The sequence below is a fragment of the Paucibacter sp. KBW04 genome, assembly GCF_003852425.1.
In the GTDB taxonomy this organism is placed as follows: domain Bacteria; phylum Pseudomonadota; class Gammaproteobacteria; order Burkholderiales; family Burkholderiaceae_C; genus Paucibacter_A.
In genome coordinates this window covers 214,422-240,645 of sequence record NZ_QAJN01000012.1, presented here as the reverse complement: position 1 = coordinate 240,645, position 26,224 = coordinate 214,422, and the positions used below count along the sequence as shown (strand labels likewise).

The 26,224-nt window shown below is 64.3% G+C and carries 25 protein-coding genes; 5 read left to right on the top strand and 20 right to left on the bottom strand.

What is annotated here, in order from left to right:
- Positions 1-43 precede the first annotated feature (43 nt).
- Positions 44-628, top strand: a complete 585-nt coding sequence (locus DBR47_RS15890; RefSeq protein ID WP_231512343.1) for an arylesterase — start codon at positions 44-46, stop codon at positions 626-628.
- An 11-nt stretch (positions 629-639) separates the two neighbouring features.
- Here the strand turns inward: DBR47_RS15890 and DBR47_RS15885 are convergent, their stop codons facing one another.
- A complete protein-coding gene (locus DBR47_RS15885; RefSeq protein ID WP_124451772.1) occupies positions 640-2,700 on the bottom strand; it encodes a DUF6600 domain-containing protein in 2,061 nt (686 codons plus the stop codon).
- A gap of 83 nt (positions 2,701-2,783) precedes the next feature.
- Complete coding sequence (gene def / locus DBR47_RS15880; RefSeq protein WP_124451770.1) at positions 2,784-3,320, bottom strand: peptide deformylase; 537 nt, start codon at positions 3,318-3,320, stop codon at positions 2,784-2,786.
- Between the two features lie 57 nt (positions 3,321-3,377).
- Between def and DBR47_RS15875 the strand changes: the two genes are divergently transcribed.
- Positions 3,378-4,352 (top strand): MBL fold metallo-hydrolase, encoded by a 975-nt coding sequence (locus DBR47_RS15875; RefSeq protein WP_124451768.1) that lies wholly within the window; start codon positions 3,378-3,380, stop codon positions 4,350-4,352.
- A 76-nt stretch (positions 4,353-4,428) separates the two neighbouring features.
- Here the strand turns inward: DBR47_RS15875 and dmpI are convergent, their stop codons facing one another.
- From dmpI to DBR47_RS15815, 12 genes are all read right to left on the bottom strand, one after another.
- A complete protein-coding gene (dmpI, locus tag DBR47_RS15870) occupies positions 4,429-4,653 on the bottom strand; it encodes a 4-oxalocrotonate tautomerase DmpI (protein WP_124451766.1) in 225 nt (74 codons plus the stop codon).
- Between the two features lie 54 nt (positions 4,654-4,707).
- Positions 4,708-5,994 (bottom strand): solute carrier family 23 protein, encoded by a 1,287-nt coding sequence (locus DBR47_RS15865; RefSeq protein ID WP_124451764.1) that lies wholly within the window; start codon positions 5,992-5,994, stop codon positions 4,708-4,710.
- A 142-nt stretch (positions 5,995-6,136) separates the two neighbouring features.
- Complete coding sequence (gene ntrC, locus DBR47_RS15860; protein WP_124451762.1) at positions 6,137-7,630, bottom strand: nitrogen regulation protein NR(I); 1,494 nt, start codon at positions 7,628-7,630, stop codon at positions 6,137-6,139.
- Between the two features lie 26 nt (positions 7,631-7,656).
- The gene (gene glnL, locus DBR47_RS15855) at positions 7,657-8,787 is read right to left on the bottom strand and encodes a nitrogen regulation protein NR(II) (protein WP_124451760.1); all 1,131 of its coding nucleotides are present in this window, start codon (positions 8,785-8,787) and stop codon (positions 7,657-7,659) included.
- A gap of 67 nt (positions 8,788-8,854) precedes the next feature.
- The gene (locus DBR47_RS15850) at positions 8,855-9,379 is read right to left on the bottom strand and encodes a hypothetical protein (RefSeq protein ID WP_124451758.1); all 525 of its coding nucleotides are present in this window, start codon (positions 9,377-9,379) and stop codon (positions 8,855-8,857) included.
- A gap of 157 nt (positions 9,380-9,536) precedes the next feature.
- Positions 9,537-10,952, bottom strand: coding sequence for a type I glutamate--ammonia ligase (glnA, locus tag DBR47_RS15845; protein WP_124451756.1), 1,416 nt, complete (start codon positions 10,950-10,952; stop codon positions 9,537-9,539).
- Positions 10,953-11,197: 245 nt separating this feature from the next.
- Positions 11,198-11,995, bottom strand: a complete 798-nt coding sequence (locus DBR47_RS15840; protein WP_124451754.1) for a molybdopterin-binding protein — start codon at positions 11,993-11,995, stop codon at positions 11,198-11,200.
- The gene (locus DBR47_RS15835; RefSeq protein ID WP_231512335.1) at positions 11,992-12,903 is read right to left on the bottom strand and encodes an EI24 domain-containing protein; all 912 of its coding nucleotides are present in this window, start codon (positions 12,901-12,903) and stop codon (positions 11,992-11,994) included. Before DBR47_RS15835 ends, DBR47_RS15840 begins: the two co-directional genes overlap by 4 nt.
- A gap of 81 nt (positions 12,904-12,984) precedes the next feature.
- Positions 12,985-13,956, bottom strand: coding sequence for a sterol desaturase family protein (locus DBR47_RS15830; protein ID WP_124451752.1), 972 nt, complete (start codon positions 13,954-13,956; stop codon positions 12,985-12,987).
- Positions 13,956-14,795 carry a polysaccharide deacetylase family protein gene (locus tag DBR47_RS15825; RefSeq protein WP_124451750.1) on the bottom strand — a complete coding sequence of 280 codons (840 nt, stop codon included), beginning with the start codon at positions 14,793-14,795 and terminating at the stop codon, positions 13,956-13,958. The genes DBR47_RS15830 and DBR47_RS15825 overlap by 1 nt, the downstream gene beginning before the upstream one ends.
- A complete protein-coding gene (locus DBR47_RS15820) occupies positions 14,795-15,838 on the bottom strand; it encodes a YncE family protein (RefSeq protein WP_124451748.1) in 1,044 nt (347 codons plus the stop codon). The genes DBR47_RS15825 and DBR47_RS15820 overlap by 1 nt, the downstream gene beginning before the upstream one ends.
- A 156-nt stretch (positions 15,839-15,994) precedes the next feature.
- Complete coding sequence (locus DBR47_RS15815) at positions 15,995-16,813, bottom strand: TIGR00266 family protein (protein ID WP_124451746.1); 819 nt, start codon at positions 16,811-16,813, stop codon at positions 15,995-15,997.
- 72 nt (positions 16,814-16,885) lie between these two features.
- Here DBR47_RS15815 and DBR47_RS15810 point away from each other — a divergent pair, with 72 nt between their 5' ends.
- Complete coding sequence (locus DBR47_RS15810) at positions 16,886-17,701, top strand: IclR family transcriptional regulator C-terminal domain-containing protein (RefSeq protein ID WP_124451744.1); 816 nt, start codon at positions 16,886-16,888, stop codon at positions 17,699-17,701.
- Positions 17,702-17,771: 70 nt separating this feature from the next.
- Here DBR47_RS15810 and phbB read toward each other — a convergent pair whose 3' ends face one another.
- From phbB to phaC, 3 genes are all read right to left on the bottom strand, one after another.
- A complete protein-coding gene (phbB, locus tag DBR47_RS15805; RefSeq protein ID WP_124451742.1) occupies positions 17,772-18,509 on the bottom strand; it encodes an acetoacetyl-CoA reductase in 738 nt (245 codons plus the stop codon).
- Between the two features lie 223 nt (positions 18,510-18,732).
- Positions 18,733-19,914 carry an acetyl-CoA C-acetyltransferase gene (locus tag DBR47_RS15800; protein WP_124451740.1) on the bottom strand — a complete coding sequence of 394 codons (1,182 nt, stop codon included), beginning with the start codon at positions 19,912-19,914 and terminating at the stop codon, positions 18,733-18,735.
- Between the two features lie 39 nt (positions 19,915-19,953).
- The gene (gene phaC, locus DBR47_RS15795) at positions 19,954-21,690 is read right to left on the bottom strand and encodes a class I poly(R)-hydroxyalkanoic acid synthase (protein WP_124451738.1); all 1,737 of its coding nucleotides are present in this window, start codon (positions 21,688-21,690) and stop codon (positions 19,954-19,956) included.
- Positions 21,691-21,946: 256 nt separating this feature from the next.
- On the opposite strand from phaC, the gene DBR47_RS15790 reads away from it, so the two are divergent.
- A complete protein-coding gene (locus DBR47_RS15790; protein ID WP_124451736.1) occupies positions 21,947-22,273 on the top strand; it encodes a hypothetical protein in 327 nt (108 codons plus the stop codon).
- Here the strand turns inward: DBR47_RS15790 and pgeF are convergent.
- Together pgeF and maiA are read right to left on the bottom strand one after the other, a co-directional pair.
- Positions 22,205-23,005 carry a peptidoglycan editing factor PgeF gene (gene pgeF / locus DBR47_RS15785; RefSeq protein WP_231512334.1) on the bottom strand — a complete coding sequence of 267 codons (801 nt, stop codon included), beginning with the start codon at positions 23,003-23,005 and terminating at the stop codon, positions 22,205-22,207. The two genes, DBR47_RS15790 and pgeF, sit on opposite strands and share 69 nt — an antisense overlap.
- On the bottom strand, positions 23,002-23,643 hold the full coding sequence (maiA, locus tag DBR47_RS15780) for a maleylacetoacetate isomerase (protein WP_124451734.1): 642 nt from the start codon (positions 23,641-23,643) through the stop codon (positions 23,002-23,004). The genes pgeF and maiA overlap by 4 nt, the downstream gene beginning before the upstream one ends.
- Positions 23,644-23,711: 68 nt before the next feature.
- Between maiA and DBR47_RS15775 the strand changes: the two genes are divergently transcribed.
- Positions 23,712-24,272, top strand: coding sequence for an NUDIX hydrolase (locus tag DBR47_RS15775; protein WP_124451732.1), 561 nt, complete (start codon positions 23,712-23,714; stop codon positions 24,270-24,272).
- Between the two features lies 1 nt (position 24,273).
- Here the strand turns inward: DBR47_RS15775 and DBR47_RS15770 are convergent, their stop codons facing one another.
- Positions 24,274-26,205 carry an EAL domain-containing protein gene (locus DBR47_RS15770; protein ID WP_124451730.1) on the bottom strand — a complete coding sequence of 644 codons (1,932 nt, stop codon included), beginning with the start codon at positions 26,203-26,205 and terminating at the stop codon, positions 24,274-24,276.
- Positions 26,206-26,224 lie beyond the last annotated feature (19 nt).

The following is a 26,224-nucleotide window of genomic DNA, read 5'->3' as shown; positions in this document are numbered from 1 at the left end:
GGCCAAGAACTTGCTGCACTTTAGCCTGTGGGCCAATGCCCTCATGGTGCCAGGTCTTGCGCGTGCGAACAGCGCCAAGATCCTGGTGCTGGGCGACAGCCTCTCGGCCGAGTACGGGCTGGCCCGCGGCACGGGCTGGGTGGCCCTGCTGGCGCAAAGACTCAAGGATCAAAAGTCCAGCTTCACGGTGCAGAACGCCAGCATCAGCGGCGACACCACGGCCGGCGGCCGCGCCCGCCTGCCCGCCTTGCTGAAGGCCCATCAGCCCGCCATCGTCATCATCGAGCTGGGCGGCAACGACGCCTTGCGCGGCCTGCCCCTGGCCAGCACGCGCGAGAACCTGTTGGCCATGACGCGGGCGGCCAAAGCGGCGGGCGCCAAGGTTTTGCTGGCGGGGATGCAGGTGCCGCCGAACTACGGCGCTAGCTACGGCCGCGAATTTGCAGCCCTGTTCAGCGAGGTGGCCAAGGCGGAGAAGACGGCCTTGCTACCGTTCTTGCTCAGCGGTGTGGCCGACCGCCCCGATGCCCTGGACTGGTTCCAAAGCGATCGCATCCACCCCCTGGCCAAAGCGCACCCGCTGATGCTTGAAAACATCTGGGGCCCGCTCAAGCCCTTGCTGCGCTGAGTTGAGTTGAATCAGCGCTTGTCCTGCTCCGCAGCGCCCCGGCGCGGCGGGCCATTGCCTTCGCTACGGCTCGGGCCTTGTTGGGCCTGCGGCTGAGCTGCTGGGGGCGCAGGCGGCGGGCTGGGCGGGCGAGCCTCGGGCGCACGCTGGGGCAGGTCCATGGCCCGTGCGCGTTCGGGTGGGCGCTCGATTTGACGATCCATCTGACGCTCCATCTGACGTTCGGGCGGGCGCTCCATCGCACGTTCAAACCCCGGATTGCGTGTCGGGCCACTGCGATCCACCGGCGGCTCCTCACGCCTCTCGATATTGCGTTCTTGATTCCGATCTGCGTTCCGCTCGGCATTCCGCTCCCAGCCCCGATCGCGTGAATCGGAAGGCCGTTGCGGCAGCCCGTTGTTCATCACCGGCGGCGGCTGCTGCGGTTGGGGCTGAGGCTGAACAGCCTGGTTCTGCGGCGGGCTCTGGCGCGGCTCTTGCTCGCGATTGCCTCGCCAAGGCAGGTCCGCAGGACGAGCCGGGTTCATGCCCGCGTTCGGATTCGGATTTGGATTCGGATTCGCGGCCGGGCCCGTCTGACTGGGCAAGACGGCATTGCGCACGGGCTCAGGGCCGGCGAAGTCGCGCTCCCGCTCGCGCTCACGGCGGCTGGCGTTTTCACTTCGCCAGGGCATGGCGGGGCCCTTGCCGTCTGCACCTGGCCGATTGACCGTTTGCGGCGTATTCGCCTCGCGGCTGGGGCGCTGGGGCAGATAGCTTTGCAACTCATTGCGGGCCGGCGCCGTGGGCAGGGCACGCACCGGACCCAGGTCGGCCACGGGCATGGGCCGCGCCGGGCCGCCCTGGCCGGGCAGATAGCTGACGGCACCGACCACCTCGCGATTGCGATGGGGGCGCTGCACCGTCACCGGGTCACGGTCACCGTTGAGGCGGTGTTCGTAGCCGGGGCTGTGACGATAGCCCGGCACATAGACTTCACGCGGCGCCAGCGGGTACCAGCCGTAGCGCGGCGGTGGTGGGCGGTTGCTGCCAATCGTCACGCCGACGCTCAAGCCGCCACCACCCACCCAGGCCACCAAGGCTGGGGCATAAACCGGGCGCACCGCATAACGGCCCGGTGCCCAGCACCAGCGATTGCCCCAGTGCACCCAGCGGCCGTAATGGAAAGGCGCGAAGCCCCAGGGCGCATCGTCCACCCAGCTCCAGCCCCAGTGGCGGGTCCAGACCCAGCGGCCATAGCGGTATGGCGCCCAGTCGGCCACCACCACCGTGGGGATCCAGACCGCGCCGAACTCGCTCGACTGCTCCCAGCGGCCATTGCGATCCAGGTCCTCGACACCCGTCATCTCGGGCGAGACATAGCGTTGGGCCACGGCCGGCAGGCTATCGCCCTCGGCCCGGCTTTGCGCCAACACCCAATCGGAGAAGCTATCGCCTTCCAGGCGCTGCCTCTCGGTGCGCGGGCCATTGGCCCACCACAGCTCGGCCTGCTCACCGCTTTCCAGCCAGACGGGCTGCACATCGCCACCCCGGCCCGATTCAAAGCGCAGCCGACCCTGCAAGGCGTAGACCTTGCTGCCGCGATCCAACTGCTCCACACGGTACAAGCCCTCGCGCTCGGCAAAGCTCATGCCCTCGCGGGTCTGCACCTTGTACTCGCTGACGGCCTCTTGCGAACGCAGGCGCAGGCCCAAATCGCCCCGGGCCAATTGCAGCAGCACGCGGCCCTCATCGAGCTGGGTGAATTCAAGATCGCTGCGCTCGTCCACCCACAAGCTGGTGGAGCCCACGCGCAGGCTTACCCGCGAGCGCTCGTCCGTGCGCAGGCGGTCGCCCTCGGCCACGGTCTGGTTGCGCAGCAATCGCACCCATTCCTTGCTCTCGGCATCAAAGAGCCAAGCATCCCCCACCACCTCAGCCACCCGGCCCGCGCGCGTGGGCGGGTCGGCCTTGGCCGGCTTGGCCGCCAGCAGGGCCAGGCCCAGCAGCAGGCCCAGGCACAGGCGCTGAAAAACATTGATTCCCTGTGAATTGGCCGTCCCGGGCCAACTGGCAGCAATGGATCGCGACATGCTTTGCTCCTTGTTCTTGCTGCTGAACGTTTGAGCAGGCTGGGTCGAGGACAGGGCTTACAAACTATTTCAATCCTGTCCCATCAATCGTCGTCCGTCGGGTCCAGCTCAGGGAACAGCACCGAGGTGTAGCCGAAGCGGCTGAAGTCCTTGACCCGCATGGGGTAGAGCATGCCTTGCAGATGGTCGCACTCATGCTGAACCACGCGGGCATGGAAGCCCTCGGCCTCGCGCTCAAAAGCCTGGCCCTCGGCATCGAAGCCGTTGTAGCGCAGGCGGGCAAAACGCTGCACCACGCCGCGCAGGCCCGGCACCGAGAGGCAGCCCTCCCAGCCCTCTTCCATCTGGTCGCTCAAGGGTGTGATGACCGGATTGATCAAGACCGTGGGCGGCACCGGCGGCGCATCGGGGTAGCGCACATTGCTCTGGTAGCCAAAGATCACCAGCTGCAAATCCACACCGATCTGCGGCGCGGCCAGGCCGGCACCGTTGGCGGCCTTCATGGTGTCAAACATATCGGCAATCAGGCTGCGCAACTCGGGCGTGCCGAAGTTCGTCACCGGCTTGGCCACTCGCAGCAGACGCGGGTCGCCCATCTTCAAAATCTCGTGCACGGCCATGGGCTGTCTTTCGTCCTTGGGTTATCGTTGTTGAGGCAATTCTAGGAGGCCGACCGCATGACACCCGACTTTGTAGAGGATTTGGGCCAGGGCATTTACGCCATCGACACCGGCTTTCAGCGCCCGCGTTTCGATGCGGCCTACCTGCTGGTGGAAAACGGCCGCGCCGCCTTCATCGACACCGGCACCAATCACGCCGTGCCACGCCTGCTGGCAGCACTCCAGGCCCTGGGCTTGTCGCCCGCCGCGGTGGACTGGGTCATCCCCACCCATGTGCATCTGGATCATGCCGGCGGCGTGGGCCTCTTGATGCAGCAGCTGCCCCAAGCCCGCCTGCTCGTCCACCCGCGCGGCCAGCGTCACATGATCGACCCCAGCGCACTGTGGGCCGGTGCGCTGGCCGTCTACGGCGAGGAAGAAATGCTGCGCTCCTACGGTCAGCTCTTGCCGGTCGCCGAGTCTCGCACCCTGGCCAGCCATGATGAGATGCAGATTGAGCTGGGCGGTCGACCCTTGCTGCTGCTCGACACGCCCGGCCACGCCCGCCACCACCACTGCATCTGGGACGCCCGCAGCCGGGGCTGGTTCACCGGCGACACCTTTGGCCTCAGCTACCGCGAGTTCGATAGCGACAAGGGCGCTTGGCTGATGCCCACCAGCACACCCGTGCAGTTCGAGCCCGAGGCGCTGCGCGCCTCCATCGCCCGCTTGCTGAGCTATGAGCCCGAGTCCATGTATCTGACGCACTTCGGTCGCGTGGGTTCACCCAAGGCCTTGAGCCTGGGGCTCTTGCGATTGCTGGAGGCCACCGTGGCCTTGGCTCACCGCGTGGCCCGTTCGCCCGATCGCCACGCCCTGCTCAAGCAAGGCTTGAGCACGCTCTACCTCGACAGCCTGGATGCCCATGGCTGCGGCGCCAAGCTCAGCCCGGACGCGCAACTGGATTTGCTGCAGATGGACATTGAGCTCAATGCCCAGGGCGTGGGGGTGTGGTTGGACAAGCTGGCCGACGCGCAGACGCCGAAGTCTTGAGAACGCATTCGCAGCGCAAAGCAAGCTCTATCCTTGCGCAAAGGGCGGCCCTGAGGTCCGCGCCTTTGTGCTCAACTTAGCTCGGCGAGGACGAAGCTTTGCGCGCCGCGAGTTCAGCCCTCAACTCGTTCACATCTTTACCGGCAATCGCCACGTTTTCATTGGGCAGTTCATGAATGGACACGAAGAAGTAGTCCTTAGGAATATTCATGATCTCCGCCGACACTTCGGTCAGTCTGCGGATCAGCTCTCGCTTCACCTCCGCGCTCAAGGCTCCGGCTTCAAAACTGATGTAAGGCATCTTGATTCCTGATGAGGGTGGGTGAGGGAAGATTTCGATCCGGCCGAGTTGCGGTCAGCGTTTCTTCCCAATCGACAACAAAGCGTAGAGCAAGATCGCGCCAAAGGTCGCGGTGCCGATACCGCCCAGGGCCATGCCGCCGAATTTGAGCGTGTAGTCGCCGGTACCCAAGACCAAGGTGATGGCGACGACCATCAGATTGCGGCTGTCGGAGAAGTCGACCTTGTTGTCCACCCAGATCTTGGCGCCGGCCACGGTGATCAGGCCGAAGACGACGATGCTGACGCCGCCCATCACCGCCAGCGGGATGGCTTGGATCAAGGCACCAAACTTGGGCGAGAAACCCAAAAGCACGCCCAATAAAGCAGCGATCACAAAGATGAGGGTGGAGTAGATGCGGGTGGCCGCCATCACGCCGATGTTCTCGGCATAGGTGGTCACGCCGGTGCCACCGGCCGCACCGCTGACCATGGTGGCCAGGCCGTCGCCCACAAAGGCGCGGCCCATATAGCGGTCCAGGTCCTGCCCGGTCATGGCGCTGACGGCCTTGATATGACCCAGGTTCTCGGCCACCAGAATGACGACCACCGGCACGATCAGCAGCATGGCGCCTGCATCAAACTGGGGCGCAGCGAATTTGGGCAGACCGAACCAGGCGGCCCCGGCCACGCCCGAAAGATCAATCGGCTTGCCCAGACCCAAGCCATTGGTCAGCAAGGCGTAAATCAGGGTGGCGGCGACAAGGCCGATCAGGATCAGCAGGCGCTGGGCCATGCCACGGGTGTAAACGGCCACCAGGGCCACGCTGATGAAGGTCAGGCCCTGCATCCAGGCGTCAAAGCCGGTGGGCGCCATATTCTTGATGGGGATGCCGGCCAGGTTGAGGCCGATCACCGCCACCACCGCGCCGGTCACCACCGGCGGCATCAGGCTCTCGATCCAGCGCGTGCCCAGCAGGCTGACCAGAAGGCCCACGCCCAGATAAACCGCGCCGCAGGCGATGATGCCGCCCAGGGCCAGGCCGATATTGGGGTTGGGCCCGCTGCCGGCATAGCCGGTGGCGGCGATGACCACGCCGATGAAGGCGAAGCTGGAGCCCAGATAGCTGGGCACGCGGCCGCCCACCACGGCGAAAAAGATCAGTGTGCCGATGCCGCTCATCAGAATCGCCACATTCGGGTCAAAGCCCATCAGCAGCGGGGCCAGCACGGTCGCGCCAAACATGGCGATCACATGCTGCAAGCCCATGGCCAAGGTTTGCGGCCAGGGCAGGCGCTCGTCGGTGGCCACGGCACGGCCATCAGCGGCCGAGACCTCACGCCATTTGGGAAAGTAACTCATCTTCAAACTCCTGAAACTGTTGGGCAGGAGTGTAGTGAGTGGGCGGCCCCCCGAACCCAGGACAGTCCCTGGAAATGGGCGTTCTGAGGCATCGCCGCTGATCTGGGGGCAGTTTTTTTAGCTTCGGACGCTCGACCGCTGCTCACACGTCCAGATTCAACTCCTGAATCTTGCGGGTGATGGTGTTGCGGCCTATGCCCAGTTTTTGCGCTGCCTCGATGCGGCGGCCACGGGTCATGTCGAGGGCGGTCAAGATTAGGCTGGCCTCGAAGCGGCGGGTCAGCACATCCCAGACATCGGTCTCCCCTGCAGCCAGCAGACGGCGCGCCTCACGGGCCATCTCGGCCACCCAGGCTTCGGTGCCGGCAGTGGCTGCAGCTGGCATCAGGGGCAAGGCGGCGGCGGAACCTCCTTCGCTAGGCAACTGGGCAGGCGAGGAAGGCGCCAGCGCTGGGACGGCAGTAGCGGCCGGCACGCCCAGCAGCTCGGGCGGCAGATCCTTGGCCTCGATCAGCTGGCTGGGGGCCATCACGCTGAGCCAGTGGCAGATGTTCTCCAGCTGGCGCACATTGCCGGGGTAGTCAAAGCTGCTCAGGCGCGCCAGGGCGGCGTCGCTGAGGCGCTTGGGCTCCACGCCCAACTCGGTGGCACTACGCTGCAGGAAAAAGCGGGCCAGCACCGGCACGTCTTCGCTGCGCTCGCGCAAGGCGGGCAGGCGCAGGCGGATGACGTTGAGGCGGTGGAACAAGTCTTCCCGGAATGCGCCCTGGCGCACCCGCTCCTCCAGGTTCTGGTGGGTGGCGGCGATGACCCGCACATTGCTGCGCAAGGGGCTGTGGCCGCCGACGCGGTAGAACTGACCGTCAGACAAAACCCGCAGCAAGCGCGTTTGCAGATCCAGCGGCATATCGCCGATTTCATCCAGGAACAAGGTGCCGCCATCGGCCTGCTCGAAGCGGCCCCGGCGGCTGGCTTGGGCGCCGGTGAAGGCGCCGCGCTCATGGCCGAAGAGTTCGGATTCCAGCAAATCCTTGGGGATGGCCGCCGTGTTAATAGCCACGAAAGGCCCGTTCGTGCCAGCGTCGCCACGCGGGCTGTGCTTGTGCAGAGCCCGCGCCACCAACTCCTTGCCGGAGCCGGATTCGCCGGTGATCAAGACCGTGACGTTGCTCTGACTCAGCCGACCAATAGCTCGGAACACATCCTGCATGGCCGGGGCCTGGCCCAGCATCTCGGGCAGCTGGGCGGCGGCCTCCTCGGCCACGGCCTCGCGCTGGCTTTCCTCTTGCGCGCGACGGATCAACTCGACCGCGCGGGGCAGATCAAAAGGCTTGGGCAGGTACTCAAAGGCCCCGCCCTGGAAGGCCGAGACGGCGCTGTCCAGATCGGAGTAAGCCGTCATGATGATGACGGGCAGATGCGGCAGCTTGGTCTTGACCTTGGCCAGCAGATCGAGCCCTGAGCCGCCCGGCATGCGGATGTCGGACACCAGCACCTGCGGGCTCTCGGTTTCCAAGGCTGCGAGCAGATCACGCGCATTGCTGAAGGTGCGTACCGGCAGGCCCTCGCGGCTCAGCGCTTTTTCGAGCACAAAGCGGATGGAGTGGTCGTCGTCAACTACCCAGATGGATTTCATGCAGTTTCCTGTGCGGCTGATTCAGGTCAGGGCAATGGCAAGGTCATTCGAAAATCGGTCCGACCCGGCTCGCTCTCGCAATCGATCATGCCCTGGTGTTGCTGGGCGATGGTTTGCGCGAGCGTCAGGCCAAGACCGGTGCCGCCCTCTCGCCCCGAGACCAGGGGAAAGAAGATGCGCTCACGAATCTCGGCCGGTACACCGGGGCCGTTGTCTTCCACATGCAATTCCAATGCCAAGCGCCAACGCTGCTTGCCAATCGTGACCTGGCGGGCCACCCGGGTACGCAGGGTGATGCAGGCGCCACCCTCCCCCGCCACCCCATCATCCGCGCCCGGCGAACGCTCTTGCATCTGCGGCAGCAAGGCCAGGGCGGCGTTCTGCACGATGTTCAATACCGCTTGAATCAGCTGTTCGCGGTCGCCACGGAAGTCGGGCAAGGAGGTGTCGTAGTCGCGCACGATCTTGAGGCCACGCGGGTACTCGACCAGGATCAGGCTGCGTACCCGCTCGCAGATTTCATGGATGTTCACATCGCCCACCACGGGGGCATGGCGATGCGGCGCGAGCAGGCGATCGACCAGGGACTGCAGGCGATCCACCTCGTGGATGATGACCTGGGTGTATTCCTGCAAATCGGGCTGCAGCTCCATGGCCAGCAGCTGCGCCGCGCCACGGATGCCGCCCAGCGGGTTCTTGATCTCGTGCGCCAGATTGCGAGTCAGCTCCTTGGTGGCCTGCACCTGATCGAAGGTGCGCTCCTCGCGGTCTTGGCGAGTCTGCTGAGCGTTCTCAATCAACTCGACCAAGACCAAATCCTCGAACTCGGTCTGCGAGACGATCACATGGACGGAGAGTTCGTCGGCCAGCTGACCCGGCGCCGCCTGGCGGGCACCGCGGCGCAAGACGGCGTCGAAACGGCTGCTGGAATAGGCATTGCGGGCCACGCCCTGCACGGTGTCGCGCAGGCGTTGGCTGTCCACAAACCAGTCGTAGAGATGGCTGCGCTGCACCGCGCGGCGCGACAAACGCATGGCGTTCTCAAAGGCCGCGTTGGCGAACAGGCATTCGCCATCGGCTTGCACCACGGCCACCATGGTGGCCAGGGTGTCGAAGGCATCGAAATTGGGGCTGCTGTGTTGGCTGCTATCGCTCATGGTGTGGGAGCCGCCCCCGGCGCATAGCCTTGGCCAAAGCGAAGCGCATTGCCGCCAAGAGCAGCGCTTAGGGCAGCTTGCTGATCTCGCGTTTAAGCGCCTGGATATCGTTCTCCTGGCGACTGACATTGGCCTTGAGCTCGGTCATGCGATCCAGATACTTCTGGTAGTTGCGCTCTTCGCCCTTGCGTTCAGCGCCGGCCAGCAATTCGCGCTGGGCGGTGGCCAAACGCTCCTCGGCCTCACGCAACTCGGTCTCCAGCACCCGGCGGCGTTCGCTGTCGCGATTGCGCTGCTGAGCCGGGTCCACCTTGGCGGACTCAGAACTCGCCGACGATGGCGTGGCCGCTGCCCCGCCCGAGCTTGCGCGCGGCTTGGGTGATTGCAGCACCGTGATGGGCGTGCCTTCGATGGTGCGGCAGCCCTTGTCCTGGGCTTCCTTGGGGCTGAGTGCGTCGGTGTAAAGCACCGGCGGGCCCGGGCAGCGATAGACCGGCGCCTGCGCTTGCGCGGAGCTGGCACCGGCGGCCAGCAAGGCAATGCCCAGAGCCGCAGCAGAAAGGCGTTTGTGCGAGACGGTTCGGATCAACATGGCCGGATTGTGGCCCAAGCGGAAGAGGATCGGTTGCGAGCCCGTGCACGGCCGCGGCGCCAGGCAAAAAAAGGGACGACCGAAGTCGTCCCCTTGGCTGCACGGCAGCCTGTGCTGGCAGCAGCGGCACCCAGGGCAACTGAGCGCCGCATCCGCATCACAGGGTGTAGTACATATCGAATTCCACCGGATGGGTGGTCATGCGCATACGGGTCACTTCCTGCATCTTCAGCTCGATGTAAGCGTCGATATAGGAGTCGGTGAACACACCGCCCTTGGTCAGGAAGGCGCGGTCCTTGTCCAGATACTCCAGCGCCTGTTCCAGGCTGTGGCAGACGGTAGGCACCAGCGCGTCTTCTTCCGGCGGCAGATGGTAGAGATCCTTGGTGGCGGCTTCGCCCGGATGGATCTTGTTTTCGACGCCGTCCAGACCTGCCATCAGCAGGGCCGAGAAGCCCAGATAGGGGTTCATCAGCGGATCGGGGAAGCGCGCTTCGATACGACGACCCTTGGGGTTAGCCACAAAGGGGATGCGGATCGAGGCCGAGCGGTTGCGGGCCGAGTAAGCCAGCTTCACCGGGGCTTCGTAGCCAGGGACCAGACGCTTGTAGGAGTTGGTGCCGGGGTTGGTGATGGCGTTCAGGGCGCGGGCGTGCTTGATGATGCCGCCGATGTAGAACAGGGCGAATTCGCTCAGACCACCGTAGCCGTCGCCGGCGAACAGGTTCTTGCCGTCCTTCCAGACCGACTGGTGCACGTGCATGCCGGAGCCGTTGTCGCCCACGATGGGCTTGGGCATGAAGGTGGCGGTCTTGCCGTAGGCATGGGCCACGTTCTGGATCACGTACTTTTGCAGCTGGGTCCAGTCGGCGCGTTCCACCAGGGAGCTGAAGCGGGTGCCGATTTCCATCTGGCCCGCATTCGCCACTTCGTGGTGATGCACTTCAACCGGGATGCCCAGCTGTTCCAGAATCAAGCTCATTTCCGAGCGCATGTCCTGGCCCGAGTCGACCGGAGGCACGGGGAAGTAGCCGCCCTTGACCGAAGGACGATAGCCGTGGTTGCCGTTCTCGTAGTCCTTGCCGGTGTTCCAGGCGGCTTCTTCGGAGTCGATCTTCACGAAGCAACCCGACATGTCCACATTCCAGCGGATCGAGTCGAAGATGAAGAATTCAGGCTCCGGGCCGAAGAAGGCGGTGTCGCCCAGGCCGGAGGACTTCAGATAGGCTTCGGCGCGCTTGGCCAGCGAGCGCGGGTCGCGCTCATAAGCCTTGCCATCGCTGGGCTCGACCACGTCGCAGCTCATGAACAGCGTGGGCTCTTCGAAGAAGGGGTCGATATTGGCGGTGTTGGGATCGGGCATGAGCAGCATGTCCGAGGCTTCAATGCCCTTCCAGCCCGCGATCGAGGAGCCATCAAACGCATGGCCGGAGACAAACTTGTCTTCGTCGAAATGCGAGACAGGCACAGACACGTGCTGCTCCTTGCCACGGGTATCGGTGAAGCGGAAGTCAACAAACTTGACTTCGTTTTCTTTCACCATCTTCATCACGTCGGCGACGGTCTTGGCCATCAATAACTCCTAGCGGGTAGATCTTGGGGGTGGGACTGAAACGAATTTGTTCGGCACGCGCTCTAACAACAATCATGCACCGTGCTTTAGACAAAGCAGTTTGTGTGCCAGCACCGTGCAAGAGGGGATTGGCTGGGGCGCGCTGGAATTATGCGGGGAAGCCAGGGGCTTGCGGCTTGCTTTGCACCAAAGATGCACAAGCTTGACCCACTCAAGTGCACCAAAACAATGCAACGCTACTCAGATCAGCGCACCAACTCAGTGCTGATGCTGGCACCAAAGTCGATCACACCCGCTTTGAGCATGGCGTAGGCGGCGTCCATCTGGCTGGCCTCACCTTTCACGCCCAACTCGATATGACGGCCCCACTGCGGGTGATCCACGCTGGGCAGGCTGAAGACCTTGATGCCGCCGAAGGCCGCTTCCACCGCCTCCATCAGCGGGGTCAGGCTGGCCTCCATGGCGCCTTGCACGATCAAGGATTTTTCTTGCAGGCTGGCGGCGCGATGCAGATCGGCGTGGCGCTGGTCCAGCACCCACTCCATCATGGGGTGAGCCATCACCGGGAAGCCGGGCACAAAGTAGACCGTGCCGACCGAGAAGCCGGGGATTTTGTTGAAGGGGTTGGGAATGATCTCGGCGCCCTGCGGGAACACGCCCATCTCCAGGCGACGCAAGGTGTCGGGGTGCTGGGGGTCAAGTGTTGCCCCCTGCTCGGCCGCCATCTGGCTGATGCGCTCCCAGATCAGGGTCTTGGCTTCGGGGTGCAGGGCAAGCTCACGGCCCAAAGCCGCGGCGGCGGCCTGACGGGTGTGGTCGTCCGGGGTGGCACCGATGCCGCCGCAGCTGATCACCACATCGCCGCTGGCAAAAGCCTGGCGCAGCTGGGCGGTGATGTGTTCGCGGTCGTCACCCAAATACTGGGCCCAGGCCAGCTGCATGCCGCGGGCGGACAGCAGCTCGATGAATTTGCTGAGGTGCTTGTCCTGGCGCTTGCCCGACAAGATCTCGTCACCAATGATGATCAAACCGACTTTTTTCACGTGGGTCCTTGTTCGGGTTGGGGCGGCTGCAGGGGCGCTGGCGCGGGAGGGTCCAGCACCTCCACCAGCGGGGGCACGCTGGCCGGCTTGGCAACCTCAGCTCGCGCATCGCGCATCTCCTGCAACGCGGCCAAAGCGTAATGGGTAAACCACAGGGTGGAGAAGGCAAACACCAGGGTGTAGAGCCAGATGGACACCAGCACCAAGATGGGCGCCAAGGCCACGGCCATCACACCAAAAGCCCAGATGGCGGCGGGCGCGGCGCCCAGATAGCCCGTCACCAGGCCCAACAATAGCAAGGGCAGCTTGTGCTGGCGCATCAGCTGGCGGCGCTCCTGCACCGAGGCATGTTCGGCCAGCGCATCAAAGGCAAAGACCTTGTAGCCCAGCCAGCCCCAGATCAGCGGCGGCAGGATCAGCACCAGGGGCGGGATCAGCCAAAAAGGCATGCTGATCAGGAGCGCAAAAATGGCGAGCACACCATGCCAGAGCGACCAGCTCAGGGCCTTCCACCAGGGGCCGCCATGCTTTTTCTCCATCGCGGGGAAGCGCCGCTCCGCCACCAGATGCACCAGGGTCGGTGTCATCATCAAGGCCACCAGCAACAGGCTCAGCACCACGATCACCGGCAGGGCGAAGGCCAGCACCAGCAGCGGCGCCATCACGCTGCGGAAACCTGCCGCGCCCACATGGTCCAGCCAGCCCAGCAAGGTGTCGATCAAGCGCCAGGAGTCCAGCGTGGCGCGCATGCCGGCGACCGCGTCCTCCCAGAAAAAATAACCCAGGCCGAAGGCCAGCGCAGCCGACACCAACAGGGGCAGGATGGACAGCGCGATCACCCGCGGCCGGAAACAATAGGCCGCCGCACGCCAAAAGGCATCGGCCACCCGACTCATTGAACTGACCATGGAGGTCCTCCTCACGCGCTTGCTCAAGCGCACTTCATCTCGATGGGCGACATCTTACTGATGGGCTTGCCTAGGGCTTGCTCAGGCCTTGCCAATCAAACGCATCAGGCCCAGACGCTGCTGGGCCCAGAAGCCCTGACCATAGTCGCGCCCGCCCTCCTCCGGCAACTGGTCGCGCACACCGGTCGCATCCCATTGCAGCTTGAAGTCGGCGGTGCCGAAGAGCTGGTCCCAAAAAGGGAAGAGCACACCGAAGTTGTGGCCACCCAAGGTGCCCTTGCCTGCCGACTCGTGGCCGATGCCGATCGAGTGATGGCGGCGATGAAAGCGCGGGCTGACGACCAGGCGTTCCAGCACCGGGCCGAACCAGAGGCGCACATTGGCGTGCTGCAGGTTTTCCATCAGCTGCGAGAGCGCCACCAGGGCGATGAACTGGCCCGGCTCCACGCCGATGAAGCGCGCCAGCAGCACAAAGACCGCGTCGCGAATCACATCGTCCAGCAGGTGGTTGCGGTTATCGCTCCACATGCTCATGCGGCGCTGGCTGTGGTGCAGGGAATGCAGGGCCCACCACCAATCCCACTGATGCTGGCCGCGGTGCAACCAGTAGTTGACGAAGTCAAACACCAGCAGGTACAGGCAAAAGCTCACCAGGGGCACATCGCTAACGCCGGGCCACAAGGCATCGAGCTGGAAGGTCGGCACGCCGGCCAGGCGCATCTGACCGGCCAACCAGTCCCAGGCAGGGTCGATGCTGAAGAACATGGCCAAACGGAACAGACCCAGGCGATGGCTCAGGGTGTAGATCACGTCCACACGCACCTCCGCTCGGCTTTGGGCATCGCCCTGATCCTCCACCGGCCGCCAGGCTTCCAGGCCACGAATCGCCGTCAACATCACCGCCACCTGCAGCAGGCCGACCAGCAGCCAGCCGGTCGCCGCAAAAGCGTCTTCCAGCAGATTGCCCCCGCCCAGATTGAAGACCAGGGGCTGGACCAGGGTCTCAAACAGCCAGAGCTGGGCTTGGCCAAAGAGCTCGCTCAAGAATTCCATCAAGGTTTCCGTGCAGGGGCGATTCGATCAGCAGGCTGGGTGCTCGCCGCGAGTGCGGGCGCTGGGGCGAACAAGGGCGCGTAGCGAGGATGCTCTCGCAGCGGCGCAAAGCAAAAGCCCTTGTCCTTCAGGCCCTGCATCAAGGGCTGCAAAACGGCCGGTGCCCAAGGGTCCTGGCGCGACCAGATGCCCAGATGCGCCATCAGGATATCGCCGGGCTTGATATCGCGCAGGGCGCGCTCCAGCAGCTGCGCGTTCGGGTAACGATTGCTGGGCAGCTCATCACCCAAAAAGCCGGCCGCGCTCCAGCCCACATGGGTGTAGCCACAAGTCTTGGCGGCCGCCAGCAAGGCCGGCGAGGTTTTACCGGCCGGGGCACGGAACAAGGGGCCCATCTTGCGACCCGTCATCTCGGTGAAGCGCTGGGCCACCTTGTTCAAGCTCTCGCAATACTGCTGGGCGCTCAGCTCACGGACGCGCGGGGTCTGCACACCGGCGGCGGTGCGCACCTTGAAGCGACCGTCGGGCAGGTCTTCCAGCCAGGTGTCGTGATCCCAGGTGTGCGGGCCGAAGTCATGGCCCTGCTCCGCCAGCATCTTCCACCAGGGCGCCCACTCGGCGTCCAGGGTCTGACCGCCGCTTTGCGTGGGCTCATTGGCCAGAAAGAAGCTGGCCTTGGCGTCGAACTTCTTCAGCGTCTGCGCAACCAGGGGCGCCACGCCCATATGACCGGTGTCAAAGCTGAGATAAACCGGCTTGTCGCAAGTCGCCAGCGCGGCAGGTGCCGTCAAGGCCAGGCTCGCCCACAGCAAGGGGCGCAGAAAACGGGAGCGCAACATCACTGACGCGGCATGTGATCCAGGGTCCAGACACCGTGCGGCGACTTGCCGACCTTGACCTGCTGGATCACCTTCTTGGTCTGGGTGTCGATCTTGGTGAGCTTGCCGGCCCAGCGCGAAGTCACCAGCAAGGTTTTGCCGTCACCCAGCACCTCCATATCGTCCGGGCCGCTGGGGCCAGGGAACTCGTCCACCACGGTGAAGCTTTGCAGATCGATCTTGCTGATGGTGTTGGCCGCACGGTTGCTGACCAGCACATGGCGCTTATCGCCCCAGGCGCGGAAGGAGTGAGCGCCATTGCCGGTGGGCAGATGCTTGACCAGCTTGGGCGCGGCGCCGCTCACGTCATACACCTCCACCTCCTTGGCACCCGTCAGCGCGACCAGAATGTGCTTGTCGTCGGGGGTCAAAAAGATGTCGGCCGGCATCTGGCCGACCTTGATCTTCCAGCGCGGGGTCTGAGTGGCCAGGTCCACGGCCAGCAGCTCATTGCTGTCTTGCAAGCTCACAAAGAGCACGGTGCTTTTGCTGTCGATGAACAAATGGCTGGGCGTCTTGGGCGCCGGGATGCGCTTGACCAACTGCATGGGATTGGCCGCATCGCTGGGCACCCAGCGGTACAGGCTCACATGATCCAAGCGGTTGGCCGCCGTGACGAACCACTTCATATCCGGCGAGAAGCGCAGATGGTAGGGGTCGGGAATGCCGTTCAGCACGCGCTGCACTTCCGCCGTCTGCGGGTTGATGAAGGTCAGGGAGTCGCCCAGAGCATTGGCCACCAGCAGGGATTTTTCATCCGGCGTCAGATAGAGGTGATGCGGCTCCTTGCCGGTGGGAATGCGCTTGATCTGGGTGAAGCTCGCGGGATCGATCACGCTGATGTCGGCGTCCAGCGAGTTCAGCACGAAGATGGGCGAGTTGGCCTTGGCGGCGGGGGCAGCCGCCGGCTGAGCTTGAGCCGCCAGCACCGAGGAAGGCAGAGCGAGCGCGCAAAGACTGAGGGCACACACCGTGAGAACGCGCGACCGGAACTTAAACAACATCAGAGCAACCTCAGGCTGAGTCAAATCAAACAAAAACAAAGGGCGGCTGGGCCTGTGCGCCCTTGCCGCCCTCCAGTGTAGTGGCCCGCCTCAGCCCCACTGCTTGCGAAGCATCAAGTGCGAGAGCGGGACCAGGCCAAAACGATGGCCCGCCAATCAGTCATCGTCCCCGCCCAAGAGCCCGCCCAGCAAGCCGCCGGCCGCCAGGCCACCGAGCACCGAGCCCTCCTCACGCGAGCCACCGCGCTGCGGTGCCGCCGCAAAAATGCGCGAAGCCAGGCGCGAGAAGGGCAGGCTTTGCAGCCAGATCTCGCCAGGGCCCGTCAGCTTGGCGAGGAACAGGCCCTCGCCACCAAACAAAGCCGTCTTGATCTTGCCCACGTACTGAATCTCAAAGTCCACGCTGGGCGTGTAGGCCACCACGCAGCCGGTGTCCACCAGCACGGTCTCGCCGGGGCGCAGCGTGCGGCGCACCACGGTGCCACCGGCATGCACAAAGGCTAGGCCGTCGCCGTCCAGCTTTTGCATGATGAAGCCCTCGCCGCCGAAAAAGCCCACACCCAGCTTTTGCTGCAAGGCGATGCCCAGGGAGACGCCGCGCGCGGCGCACAAGAAAGCGTCCTTTTGGCAGATCAAGGTGCCGCCCAGCTGACGCAAATCCATGGGCAGGATCTTGCCGGGGTAAGGCGCGGCAAAGGCCACGCGGGCCTTGGATGAACCTTGGTTGGTGTAGACCGTGGTGAACAAGGACTCGCCCGTCACCAGACGCTTGCCCGCGCTCAGCAGCTTGCCGAACAGGCCGCCGCCCGAGCTGCTGGCCGCACCATCACCAAACACCGTGTCCATCGCAATCGAGGCGTCCATGAACATCATGCTGCCGGCCTCGCCGATGGCGGCCTCGCCGGGGTCCAGCTCGACCTCGACGAACTGCATCTCGGCGCCCTTGATCTCGAAATCAACAACATCCATGGCCATGAAATTCTCCTAAGAAGCAAAACCAATGCGGCCGCATATTAGTGCAATCCTCTCCTGCCTATACTGAGCCGCATGACGGAACCGCATCTTCATCAGCCGCCCACCGAAGTACTCAAACCGGGTGATAGCTATGTGCAGTCTTTTGCAAGGGGTTTGTCGGTGATTCGCGCCTTCAGCGCGGAGGCGCCGCGCCAGACCCTCAGCGAGGTGGCCAAGCGTTGTGAGCTGACCCGCGCCGGCGCGCGCCGCATTTTGCTAACGCTGGAAACACTCGGCTATGTGTCTTGCGACGGACGCCAGTTCAGCCTCACGCCCAAGATCCTGGATCTGGGCTTTGCCTACCTCTCGGCCCAGCCCCTGTGGCAGTTTGCCGAGCCGGTGATGCAAAGCCTGGCCAGCGAGCTGGGTGAAAGCGTCTCGGCCGCCGTGCTGGAAGGAAGCGACATCGTCTACGTGCTGCGCGTGCCCAATCGCAAGATCATGAGCGTGAACCTGGGCGTGGGCAGCCGGCTGCCGGCCTGGTGTACTTCCATGGGCCGGGTGCTGCTGGCCGATCTACCGGCCGAGGCACTCTCGGCCCACCTGACACAGTTAGACGCCCAACACCTGCCCCGCCACACCAGCCGCACCGTGGCCAACACGGCCGAATTGGCCCAGCGCATCGCCCAGGTGCGCGAGCAGGGCTGGTGCCTGGTCAATCAGGAGTTAGAAGAAGGCTTGGTTTCGCTGGCGGCGCCGATTGTCGACCGCAGCGGCCGCACGCTGGCGGCCTTGAACATCGGCGCGCAAGTCAACCGCAGCCCGCCCGAGACTCTGTTGGAAACCTGCTTGCCCAAGCTGCTGGAAGCGGCGCGGCAGATCTCAAGACTGGTGCAGATCAAGGGCTAAGCGCAAAAAGGAAAAGGGCGGCAGGCTCACGCCGCCACCCTTCACGATCCAGCTGAACAGCCTTGGCTGATCAACCCATGTGCAAACCACCATTGCAGCTGAAGTCGGCGCCGGTGGTGAAACCGGAATCATTGCCGGCCAGCCAAGCCACGATGGCGGCGATTTCTTCGGGCGTGCCCAGGCGCTTGATGGGGATAGTGGCGACGATCTTCTCCAGCACCTCGGGGCGGATGGCCTTGACCATATCGGTGCCGATATAGCCAGGGCTGACGGTGTTGACCGTCACGCCCTTGGAGGCCACTTCCTGGGCCAGGGCCATGGTGAAGCCATGCATGCCGGCCTTGGCGGCCGAGTAATTGGTTTGGCCAAACTGGCCCTTCTCACCGTTGACCGAGGAGATATTGATGATGCGGCCCCAGCCCCGCTCCAGCATGTCTTCGATCACCTGCTTGGTGACGTTGAACATGGAGTTGAGGTTGGTGTCGATCACCGCGTCCCAATCGGCACGGCTCATCTTGCGGAACATGCCGTCGCGGGTGATGCCGGCGTTGTTCACCAGCACGTCGATGGGGCCATGCTCGGCGCGCACCTTGGCGAAGGCGGCGACGGTGGAGTCCCAGTCCGCCACATTGCCCACCGACACGTAGAAGGTGTAGCCCAGGGCGGCCTGCTCACTCAACCACTTGTCGTAGTCGCGGCTGGGGCCGCAACCGGCGATGACCTTGAAACCTTCTTTGTGCAGGCGTTGGCACATGGCGGTTCCGATGCCACCCATACCGCCGGTCACATATGCAATCTTCTGGCTCATAAAGTTCTCCTTCGCCTCCACGGCTGGATGTTTGTCGGGTCGCTCGCAGCGCCGCGTCAAAAACTGCTGCTTGCGACTTGTCTCTTGGTGATGGAAAGACGCGGAAAAGGCGATTCAGAAAAACCCGTCAAACAGGCAATCTAGAGTCCCGCAAGCCCCTGGTGGGGTCAAGCGGGTTGGCCCTATGCGGGTTTTTGAGGGTGCGCTGGAATCTGGCGTTTGATCAACGTTCCACGGTCAGCGCAACTCCCATGCCGCCGCCGATGCACAGCGAGGCAATGCCCTTCTTGGCGCCACGGCGCTGCATCTCATGCAGCAAGGTCACCAGGATGCGAGCACCCGAAGCACCGATGGGGTGGCCCAGGGCGATGGCGCCGCCGTTGACGTTGACCTTGCTCAGGTCCCAACCCATTTCTTGGTGCACGGCACAGGCTTGGGCGGCGAAGGCTTCGTTGATTTCCAGCAGGTCCAGGTCTTGCGGCTTCCAGCCGGCGCGCTCCAGGGCCTTGCGGGCGGCAGGCACCGGGCCCATGCCCATGATGGCGGGGTCCAGACCGGCCGAGGCGTAAGAGGCGATGCGCGCCAGCGGCGTCAAGCCCAGGGCAGCGGCCTTGGTCGCAGACATCAGCAGCAAACCGGCGGCGCCGTCGTTCAGGCCCGAGGCATTGCCGGCCGTCACGCTGCCGGCCTTGTCAAAAGCCGGGCGCAGGCCGGCCAAGGCCTCGGCATTGCTCTTGCGGTTGATGAACTCGTCGGCATCAAAAATGATGGGGTCGCCCTTCTTCTGGGCGATGCTGACAGCGGCGATCTCGTCCTTGAAGCGGCCGGCGTCTTGCGCTGCGGCGGCTTTTTGCTGCGAAGCCAGAGCAAGGGCGTCTTGTTGCTCACGGCTGATGCCGTACTGCTTGGCCACGTTCTCGGCCGTGATGCCCATGTGGTACTGGTTGTAAACGTCCCAGAGGCCGTCGGTGATCATGGTGTCCACCAGCTTCCAGTCACCCATGCGCTGGCCGTCGCGCGAGGCGGGCAGCACGTGGGGCGAGAGGCTCATGCTTTCCTGGCCACCGGCGATGACGATTTCGCTGTCGCCGTCGCGGATGGCCTGGGCCGCCAGCATCACCGCCTTCAGGCCGGAGCCACAGACCTTGTTGATGGTGAAGCCAGGCACAGCTTGCGGCAGGCCAGACTTGATCACCGTTTGGCGGGCCGGGTTTTGGCCGGCACCGGCCGTCAGCACCTGACCCAAAATCACTTCACCGATCTGCCCACCTTCGAGGCCGCTGCGGCGCAGCAGGTCCTTGACCACGGTGGCACCCAGCTCCACCGCCGAAGTCTTGGCCAGCGTGCCGCCGAACTTGCCAATGGCGGTGCGCGCGGCAGCCACGATCACGATATCTGTCGTCATGTCTCTCGTCTCCGTTGAATGCTGAAGTGATAGGCCTGATCAGGCTTTTTGCTTGACATAGCGGCCCGGGGCCGCCTCCAGGATCTTGTACTTGCGGCTGCCTGCCGCCTTGGGCGCGGGCTTGAGCGGGCCCGCATGGCTGGCCAGCCATTGCGACCAATCGGTCCACCAGCTGCCGGCATGCTCCTCGGCCCCGTCCAGCCACTGCTCGGAGGTGGCGGGCAAGGCCGCCGTCTTGGCAATCCAGTGGCTGCGTTTTTTCTTGGCCGGTGGGTTAATCACACCAGCGATATGGCCCGAGGCGCCCAAGACAAAACGCTTCTTGCCCTTGAAGACCTGGGTGCTGCGGTAGGCCGCGTCCCAGGGCACGATATGGTCCTCGCGCGAGCCGTAGATATAGACCGGCGCTTCGATCAGACCGAGGTCGATCTTCTCGCCGCAGACCTCCAGGCGGCCGGGGATCTTCAGCTCGTTCTGCAGATAGGTGTGGCGCAGATACCAGCAGTACATGGGGCCGGGCATATTGGTGGAGTCGCCGTTCCAGTACAGCAGGTCAAAGGCCGGAGGCGCCTCGCCCTTGAGGTAATTGCCCACCACATAGTTCCAGACCAAATCGTTGGGCCGCAGGAAGCTGAAGGTGGTGGCCAGCTCCTGACCCTTGAGCAGGCCGGGGCCCTTGGGCGCGTCGGGGCCAATGCTCTTCTCACGCAGCTGCACCGAGGCTTCATCGACAAAGATGTCGAGGATGCCGTTGCTGGAGAAATCGATCAGCGAGGTCAGCAAAGTAACGCTGGCGGCGGGCTGCTGGCCGCGCGCGGCCAAGACGGCCAGGGCCGTGGCCAAGATGGTGCCGCCGACGCAGAAACCCAGAGTGTTGATGGTCTCGGCACCGCTGATTTCCTGCGTGACCTCGATGGCCTTGATGGCCGCGTGCTCGATGTAGTCGTCCCAAGTCCAAGCGGCGCAAGAGGCATCGGGGTTGCGCCAGCTCACCACGAAGACGCGGTGGCCCTGCTCCACCGCATAGCGGATCAGGGAGTTGTCGGGCTGCAGATCGAGGATGTAGAACTTGTTGATGCAGGGCGGGATCAAAAGGAAGGGCCGCTCATGCACCTTGGCCGTCAGCGGCTTGTATTCGATCAGCTGGAAGAAGTCGTTCTCGAACACCACATCGCCGGCCGTGGTCGCCACATTGCGGCCGACCTCGAAGGCGCTCTCGTCCGTCTGCGAGACATGGCCGCGCTGCACATCGGCCCAGAGCTGCTGCATGCCTTTGGCGATGCTCTCCCCCTGGGTCTGCAAGGCCAGCTTTTGCGCCTCGGGATTGAGGGCCAGGAAGTTGCTGGGCGCGGCCGCATCGACAAACTGCTGCACGGCGAAGCGAATGCGCTGGCGGGTCTTTTCCTCGCCCTGCACCTGCTCGGCCATCTGCTGCAGGGTGCGCGAGTTCAAGAGGTAAAGCTGGGCCATGAAGGAGGCCGCCGGGTTGGCGTTCCAGGCCTCATCGGCGAAGCGTCGGTCACCCAGAGGCTTGGCCGCGGGCGCGGGCTGCGTCCCCAGATGCAGGGCGCTGTTCCACAGCTCGGTCGCCTGCTTGATGTAATTGCTCTGCAGCTCGCTCAAAGCGGTGGGCGGGATCTGCAGGCTCAGCATGGAGTTCCACATCTCGCCCAGACCGGCTGTGACGGCGTCTTGAGCAGCCGAGGCTGCTGAAGCAGAGGAGGCGGACGAAGCGTTTTGTGTGGATGCGGACGAAGCTTTTGTTTTGCGTGCCATGAAATACCCGACAAAGACTAACGTTCAAGGAACACCGAACTGGATCCACTGGTGCAAAAAAAAAGCGCACCGCAGTCACAGCAGCTGCACTGGCAAACCCGAGCATGGCAGGCCGCCAGTCTCTCAGAAATTCACCGGTACAAACCCTGAGCAAGCCCAGGGCAAAAAAGTTGCGAACGGGTTACCAACAGCGCTGTCAGCGCCCTGTCACAAACAGCTGTTGTACCCTCAGAGACTTACCTACTCATGACACAAGATGAATCTGATTGTGATTGCCTGGGGCTATGTGGCCCTGATGATGGCCTTGGCCGAAGCCACCAGCACCCAGGGGACCATTCTTGGCGCGGTGATCACCTTTTTGCTGTACGGAGTGCTACCTATTTCCATCCTGCTCTATGTGATGCGATCTCCCGCCAGACGCGCGGCGAGAAAGCGCCAGGAGCAGGCCGATCTGGCGGCCTGGCGAGACGCGAATCAGGGGCAGGGGCAAACCCTTGAGGCCGCCCCCGAGACCTCAGCGCAGGCGGATCACGGCCACCATACGCCCCCCTTGCGCCTCCCGGCGGAAGGAGAAAAACCTTGAACTTTCGCTATAGGTGCACCAGTGCCCACCGCGGATGTGAATAAGACCGGCAGCGCTTAAACGCTGGCGCGCCAGGCCCAAAAGATCGGCCCGCCAGCGCGGCTCGCCCTGGGGGTTGGGCTGGTAGCGAAAGAACTCGGAGTCTATGGGCGCATCGCCCTGGCCAAAGGCGGCCAGCACATCGGCGCCCACCTCAAAGACCTGCGGGCCTATGCAGGCCCCCAGCCAGGCTTGCACCTGCTGAGGCTTGCAAGAGGCGGCCTCGCACAGGGCTTGTACCGTGTTTTCCAGCACGCCGGCCGCCAGCCCGCGCCAACCTGCATGGGCGCCGCCCACGCCACCGGGGGCGGCGAACAGCACCGGCAGGCAGTCGGCGGCCTGGATGGCCACGGCCAGCCCGGGCGAGGTGCTGATGCTGGCATCGGCCTGCACCGGGCGTGCGCCGGGCAGTGCATGCTCGGGCTGCAGATGGGAGACCTTGGCCCCATGCACCTGCCAGACGTAGACGGGCGTGCCCCCGCTGGCCTGTGCAACGCGGCGGCGGTTCTCGGCCACGGCCTCAGGCTCATCGCCCACACCGCTACCGATATTCATGCTGGCATGCGGCGCCAAGCTAACGCCACCGGCACGCGTGGTCATAAAGCCCTCAACCGCCAGCTCGGGGCCGAACTCTGGGATCAGCCAATCGGGGTGGGGGCGATTCAGATCGGGTTCAACAGTCGACCCGCTCATTCGGCATCCGGGCAGGCGCTGGGCTGGGTCTTGGCAAAAGCGTCCAAGGCCATGCAGTTGGCGAACACCTTCATCACGGTGGGCACATGGTCCAGGCGGCAGTCAAAGCGCTGGGCGTTGAAGATCTGCGGCACCAGCACACAGTCGGCCAGGCCGGGTGTGTCGCCCCAGCTGAAAGCCCCTGCCTTGGCGCTGGGCTGGGTCAGACGCTGCTCCACCACGGCCAAGCCGCTTTCCACCCAGTGGCGGTACCAACGGTTCTTAGCGTCCTCGTCCACGCCCATTTCCTTGCTGAGGTAGCGCAGCACGCGCAGATTGTTCAGCGGGTGGATCTCGCAAGCGATGTCTTGCGCCAGTGCGCGCACCTGGGCGCGACCCAGAGCATCGGGCGGCAGCAGGGGCGGCTGGGGGTGGGTTTCGTCCAGGTACTCGATGATGGCCATGGACTGGCTGATCAAGGCATCCTCATCGCGCAAAAGCGGCACGAGGCGCGAGACCGAGGCCGAGGCATAGGCGGGATCCTGCTGCTCATTCTTGACCAGATGGACGGCGCGGTAGTCATAGTCCAGGCCTTTGAGCGCCAGCGCGATGCGCACGCGGTAAGAGGCCGAGGAGCGAAAGTAGTTAAAGAGTTCCATGGGCTCAGATGATGCCACGCTGACCTCTAGACAGCAGCTGTTTTGTCCCGGCCAGCTACACTGAAATCATGTGGCTCACCCGACGTTTCAAGTTCTGCCCCAGCTGCGGCGCCGCCGTGGACTACCGCATCCCCGCGGATGACAACCGCGAGCGCGCCATCTGCAGCGCCTGCGAAGCCATTCACTACGAGAACCCCATCAATGTGGTGGGCACCCTGCCCTTTTTAGAACAAGGCGATCAGGTGCAGGTGCTGCTTTGTCGCCGCGCCATCGAGCCCCGCCACGGCTTCTGGACCTTGCCGGCCGGTTTTCTGGAGCTGGGTGAAACCAGCGCCCAGGGCGCCCAGCGCGAGACCGATGAAGAAGCCGGCGCCCAGATCGAGCTGCTGCCGCTGTACTGCCTGATGAATGTGGTGCCTGTGGGCCAGATCCACCTCTACTACCGCGCCCGCCTGCTCTCGACCGAGTTCAATCCCGGCCCAGAGACGCTGGAGGCCAAGCTCTTCCACGAGCATGAAGTGCCCTGGGACGAACTGGCCTTCCGCACCGTGCGTGAAACCCTGCTGCGCTTTTTTGAGGACCGCCGTCTGGGCCGGCCCTATGCGCTGCACAGCGCCGATATCAGCTAGTTCACAATTTTTGTGAGCTAGCCCAAGGGCCGGTCACACCGTCCAGATCACAGTCCCACAGGGCTTGCACATCCATGGCGTCCACCAGGCCCTCGGCATAGACCTTGAGCGCCAGGCTGCGCAGCATCACCAGCATGCCGCGCACAAAGGCGGCGCGGGCCGCGTCGCCCGAGACGCCGCTGACCACCGCCACATCCAGCTTCACATAGTCCAGGCCGGCTTGGTAGAGGCGGTCCACCTGGGCCAGGCCAGCGCCGGCATGCTCCAGACCCAGCTTGACGCCCAGCGGCCGCAGCTGACGGCCCAGTTCGATCAGCAGATCGAAATGTGCCACCGCCGCTGATTCCGCCAACTCCAAGCCCAGCTTGCGGGCGGCCTGGGGTTCATGGAAGACCGTCTCACGCAGACGTGCCACAAAGCTGCCATCCAGCAAGCTGGCGGGCGCGATATTGACGCAGCGCAGCTGCCCATCGCGGGCAATCGCTTCCAGCGCCAGGCTGACCGCCAGCAGATCGACCTCGGCGGTCAAGCGGCTGCGCAAGGCCAGGGGCAGCCAGCGGGTGGCGGACTCGTAAGCGCCGCCTGGCTCCAGCTGCAATTGCAGCGGGCACTCCAGATGCAGCAATTGGCCGGCCCGGTCCAGCACCGGATAGGCGCCCAGGCGGCCGCGCTTGTCCTTGATCGCCTCGATGATTTGATTGCGCCAGACCCGCTCGCCCAGGGCCAACAAAGTGGCCTCGCTGCTGGCCTGGGCCAGGGGCGCCACAGCCTCCACCGCGAAGCCGCCCTGGCTCTCGGCTCGGGCCAGGGCCGCGTCGGCCTCGCCAAACCAATGCGAGAGCGTTTTCTCACGCGGCAGATCGACGGCGCTCAGCGCCACCTGGATACCGCTGCCGAAGGCCGGCAGGCTGACCCGCAAGGCCTCGGCCAGGGCGCGCGCCGTCTCGGCCGCCACATCGGGAGCGGGCAGCCAGAGCGCGAAGTCGGAGCCGTTCAGGCGCCCGCCCAGACAACCGTTCACACGATCGGGATAGGCCTTCACCGCATGGGCCACGGCAAGCAGGATCTGATCCACCGTCGGATGGCCCAGGCGCTGGTTGAGCCCGCCCAGATCACGCAGACGCAGCAGCACCAGGCCGGCGTGGGTCGGGCCTTCGTCGCGCTTGAGGGTCGAGTCCAGCTCGGCCATGAAATGCTTGCGGCTGCTCATGCCCGTCAGCGGATCGCAATGCGCTTGCAGGCGCAGGGCTTGCAACTGCTCGGCCTGGGCTTCGAACATGCTCTTGACCCGCAAGACCATGGTGTTCATGGCCTGGGTCAGGCCTTGCAACTCCGGCACCTTGGATTCGGGCACCAGATTGAAGCTGCCGTCCACCACCGCCCGGGCCTGCGCGGCCACCGCGTCCAGGGGCTGGCGAATGCGGCGCAAGACCGACAAAGCGGCCAGACAGGCCAGGCCCCCGATGCAGGCCAGCAGCAAAGCCACCCGCGTGAGATTGCGCCACAGCTCGTCATGGGCATAGGCCGATTGGCTCAAGACCTCGACCGAGCCGATGGCGTTCCAGCCGTTGGAGACCTGGGCAAGGCCTGCGCGAGCCTCAATCGGCGCCAGGGCCACAAACCAGGCCGGGGCCAAGCTGGCGCGAGGCGTGGCCCGCCGCTCCATCACGACCTTGCCGTCGGCACCCCGCAGCACCATGCTCTGGTAATAGCCGGTATCGAACAAGGCCGATATCTGCAGCTCCATCACCACCAGATCGCCTTGCTGCTGAGACAAGACCATGGCCAGCGCTTGCGCGGTGTCGTTGTTCTTGATCTGCAACTGGGTTTGTAGCAAGAGCCGCACCGAAGCGGTGGAAACGGCCACGCTGGCGGTGAGCGAGAGCAGCACCACCCCCAAGACCAGCAACCAGACCTGACGCATCAAGGACATGGCATTACCCCAAAAATAC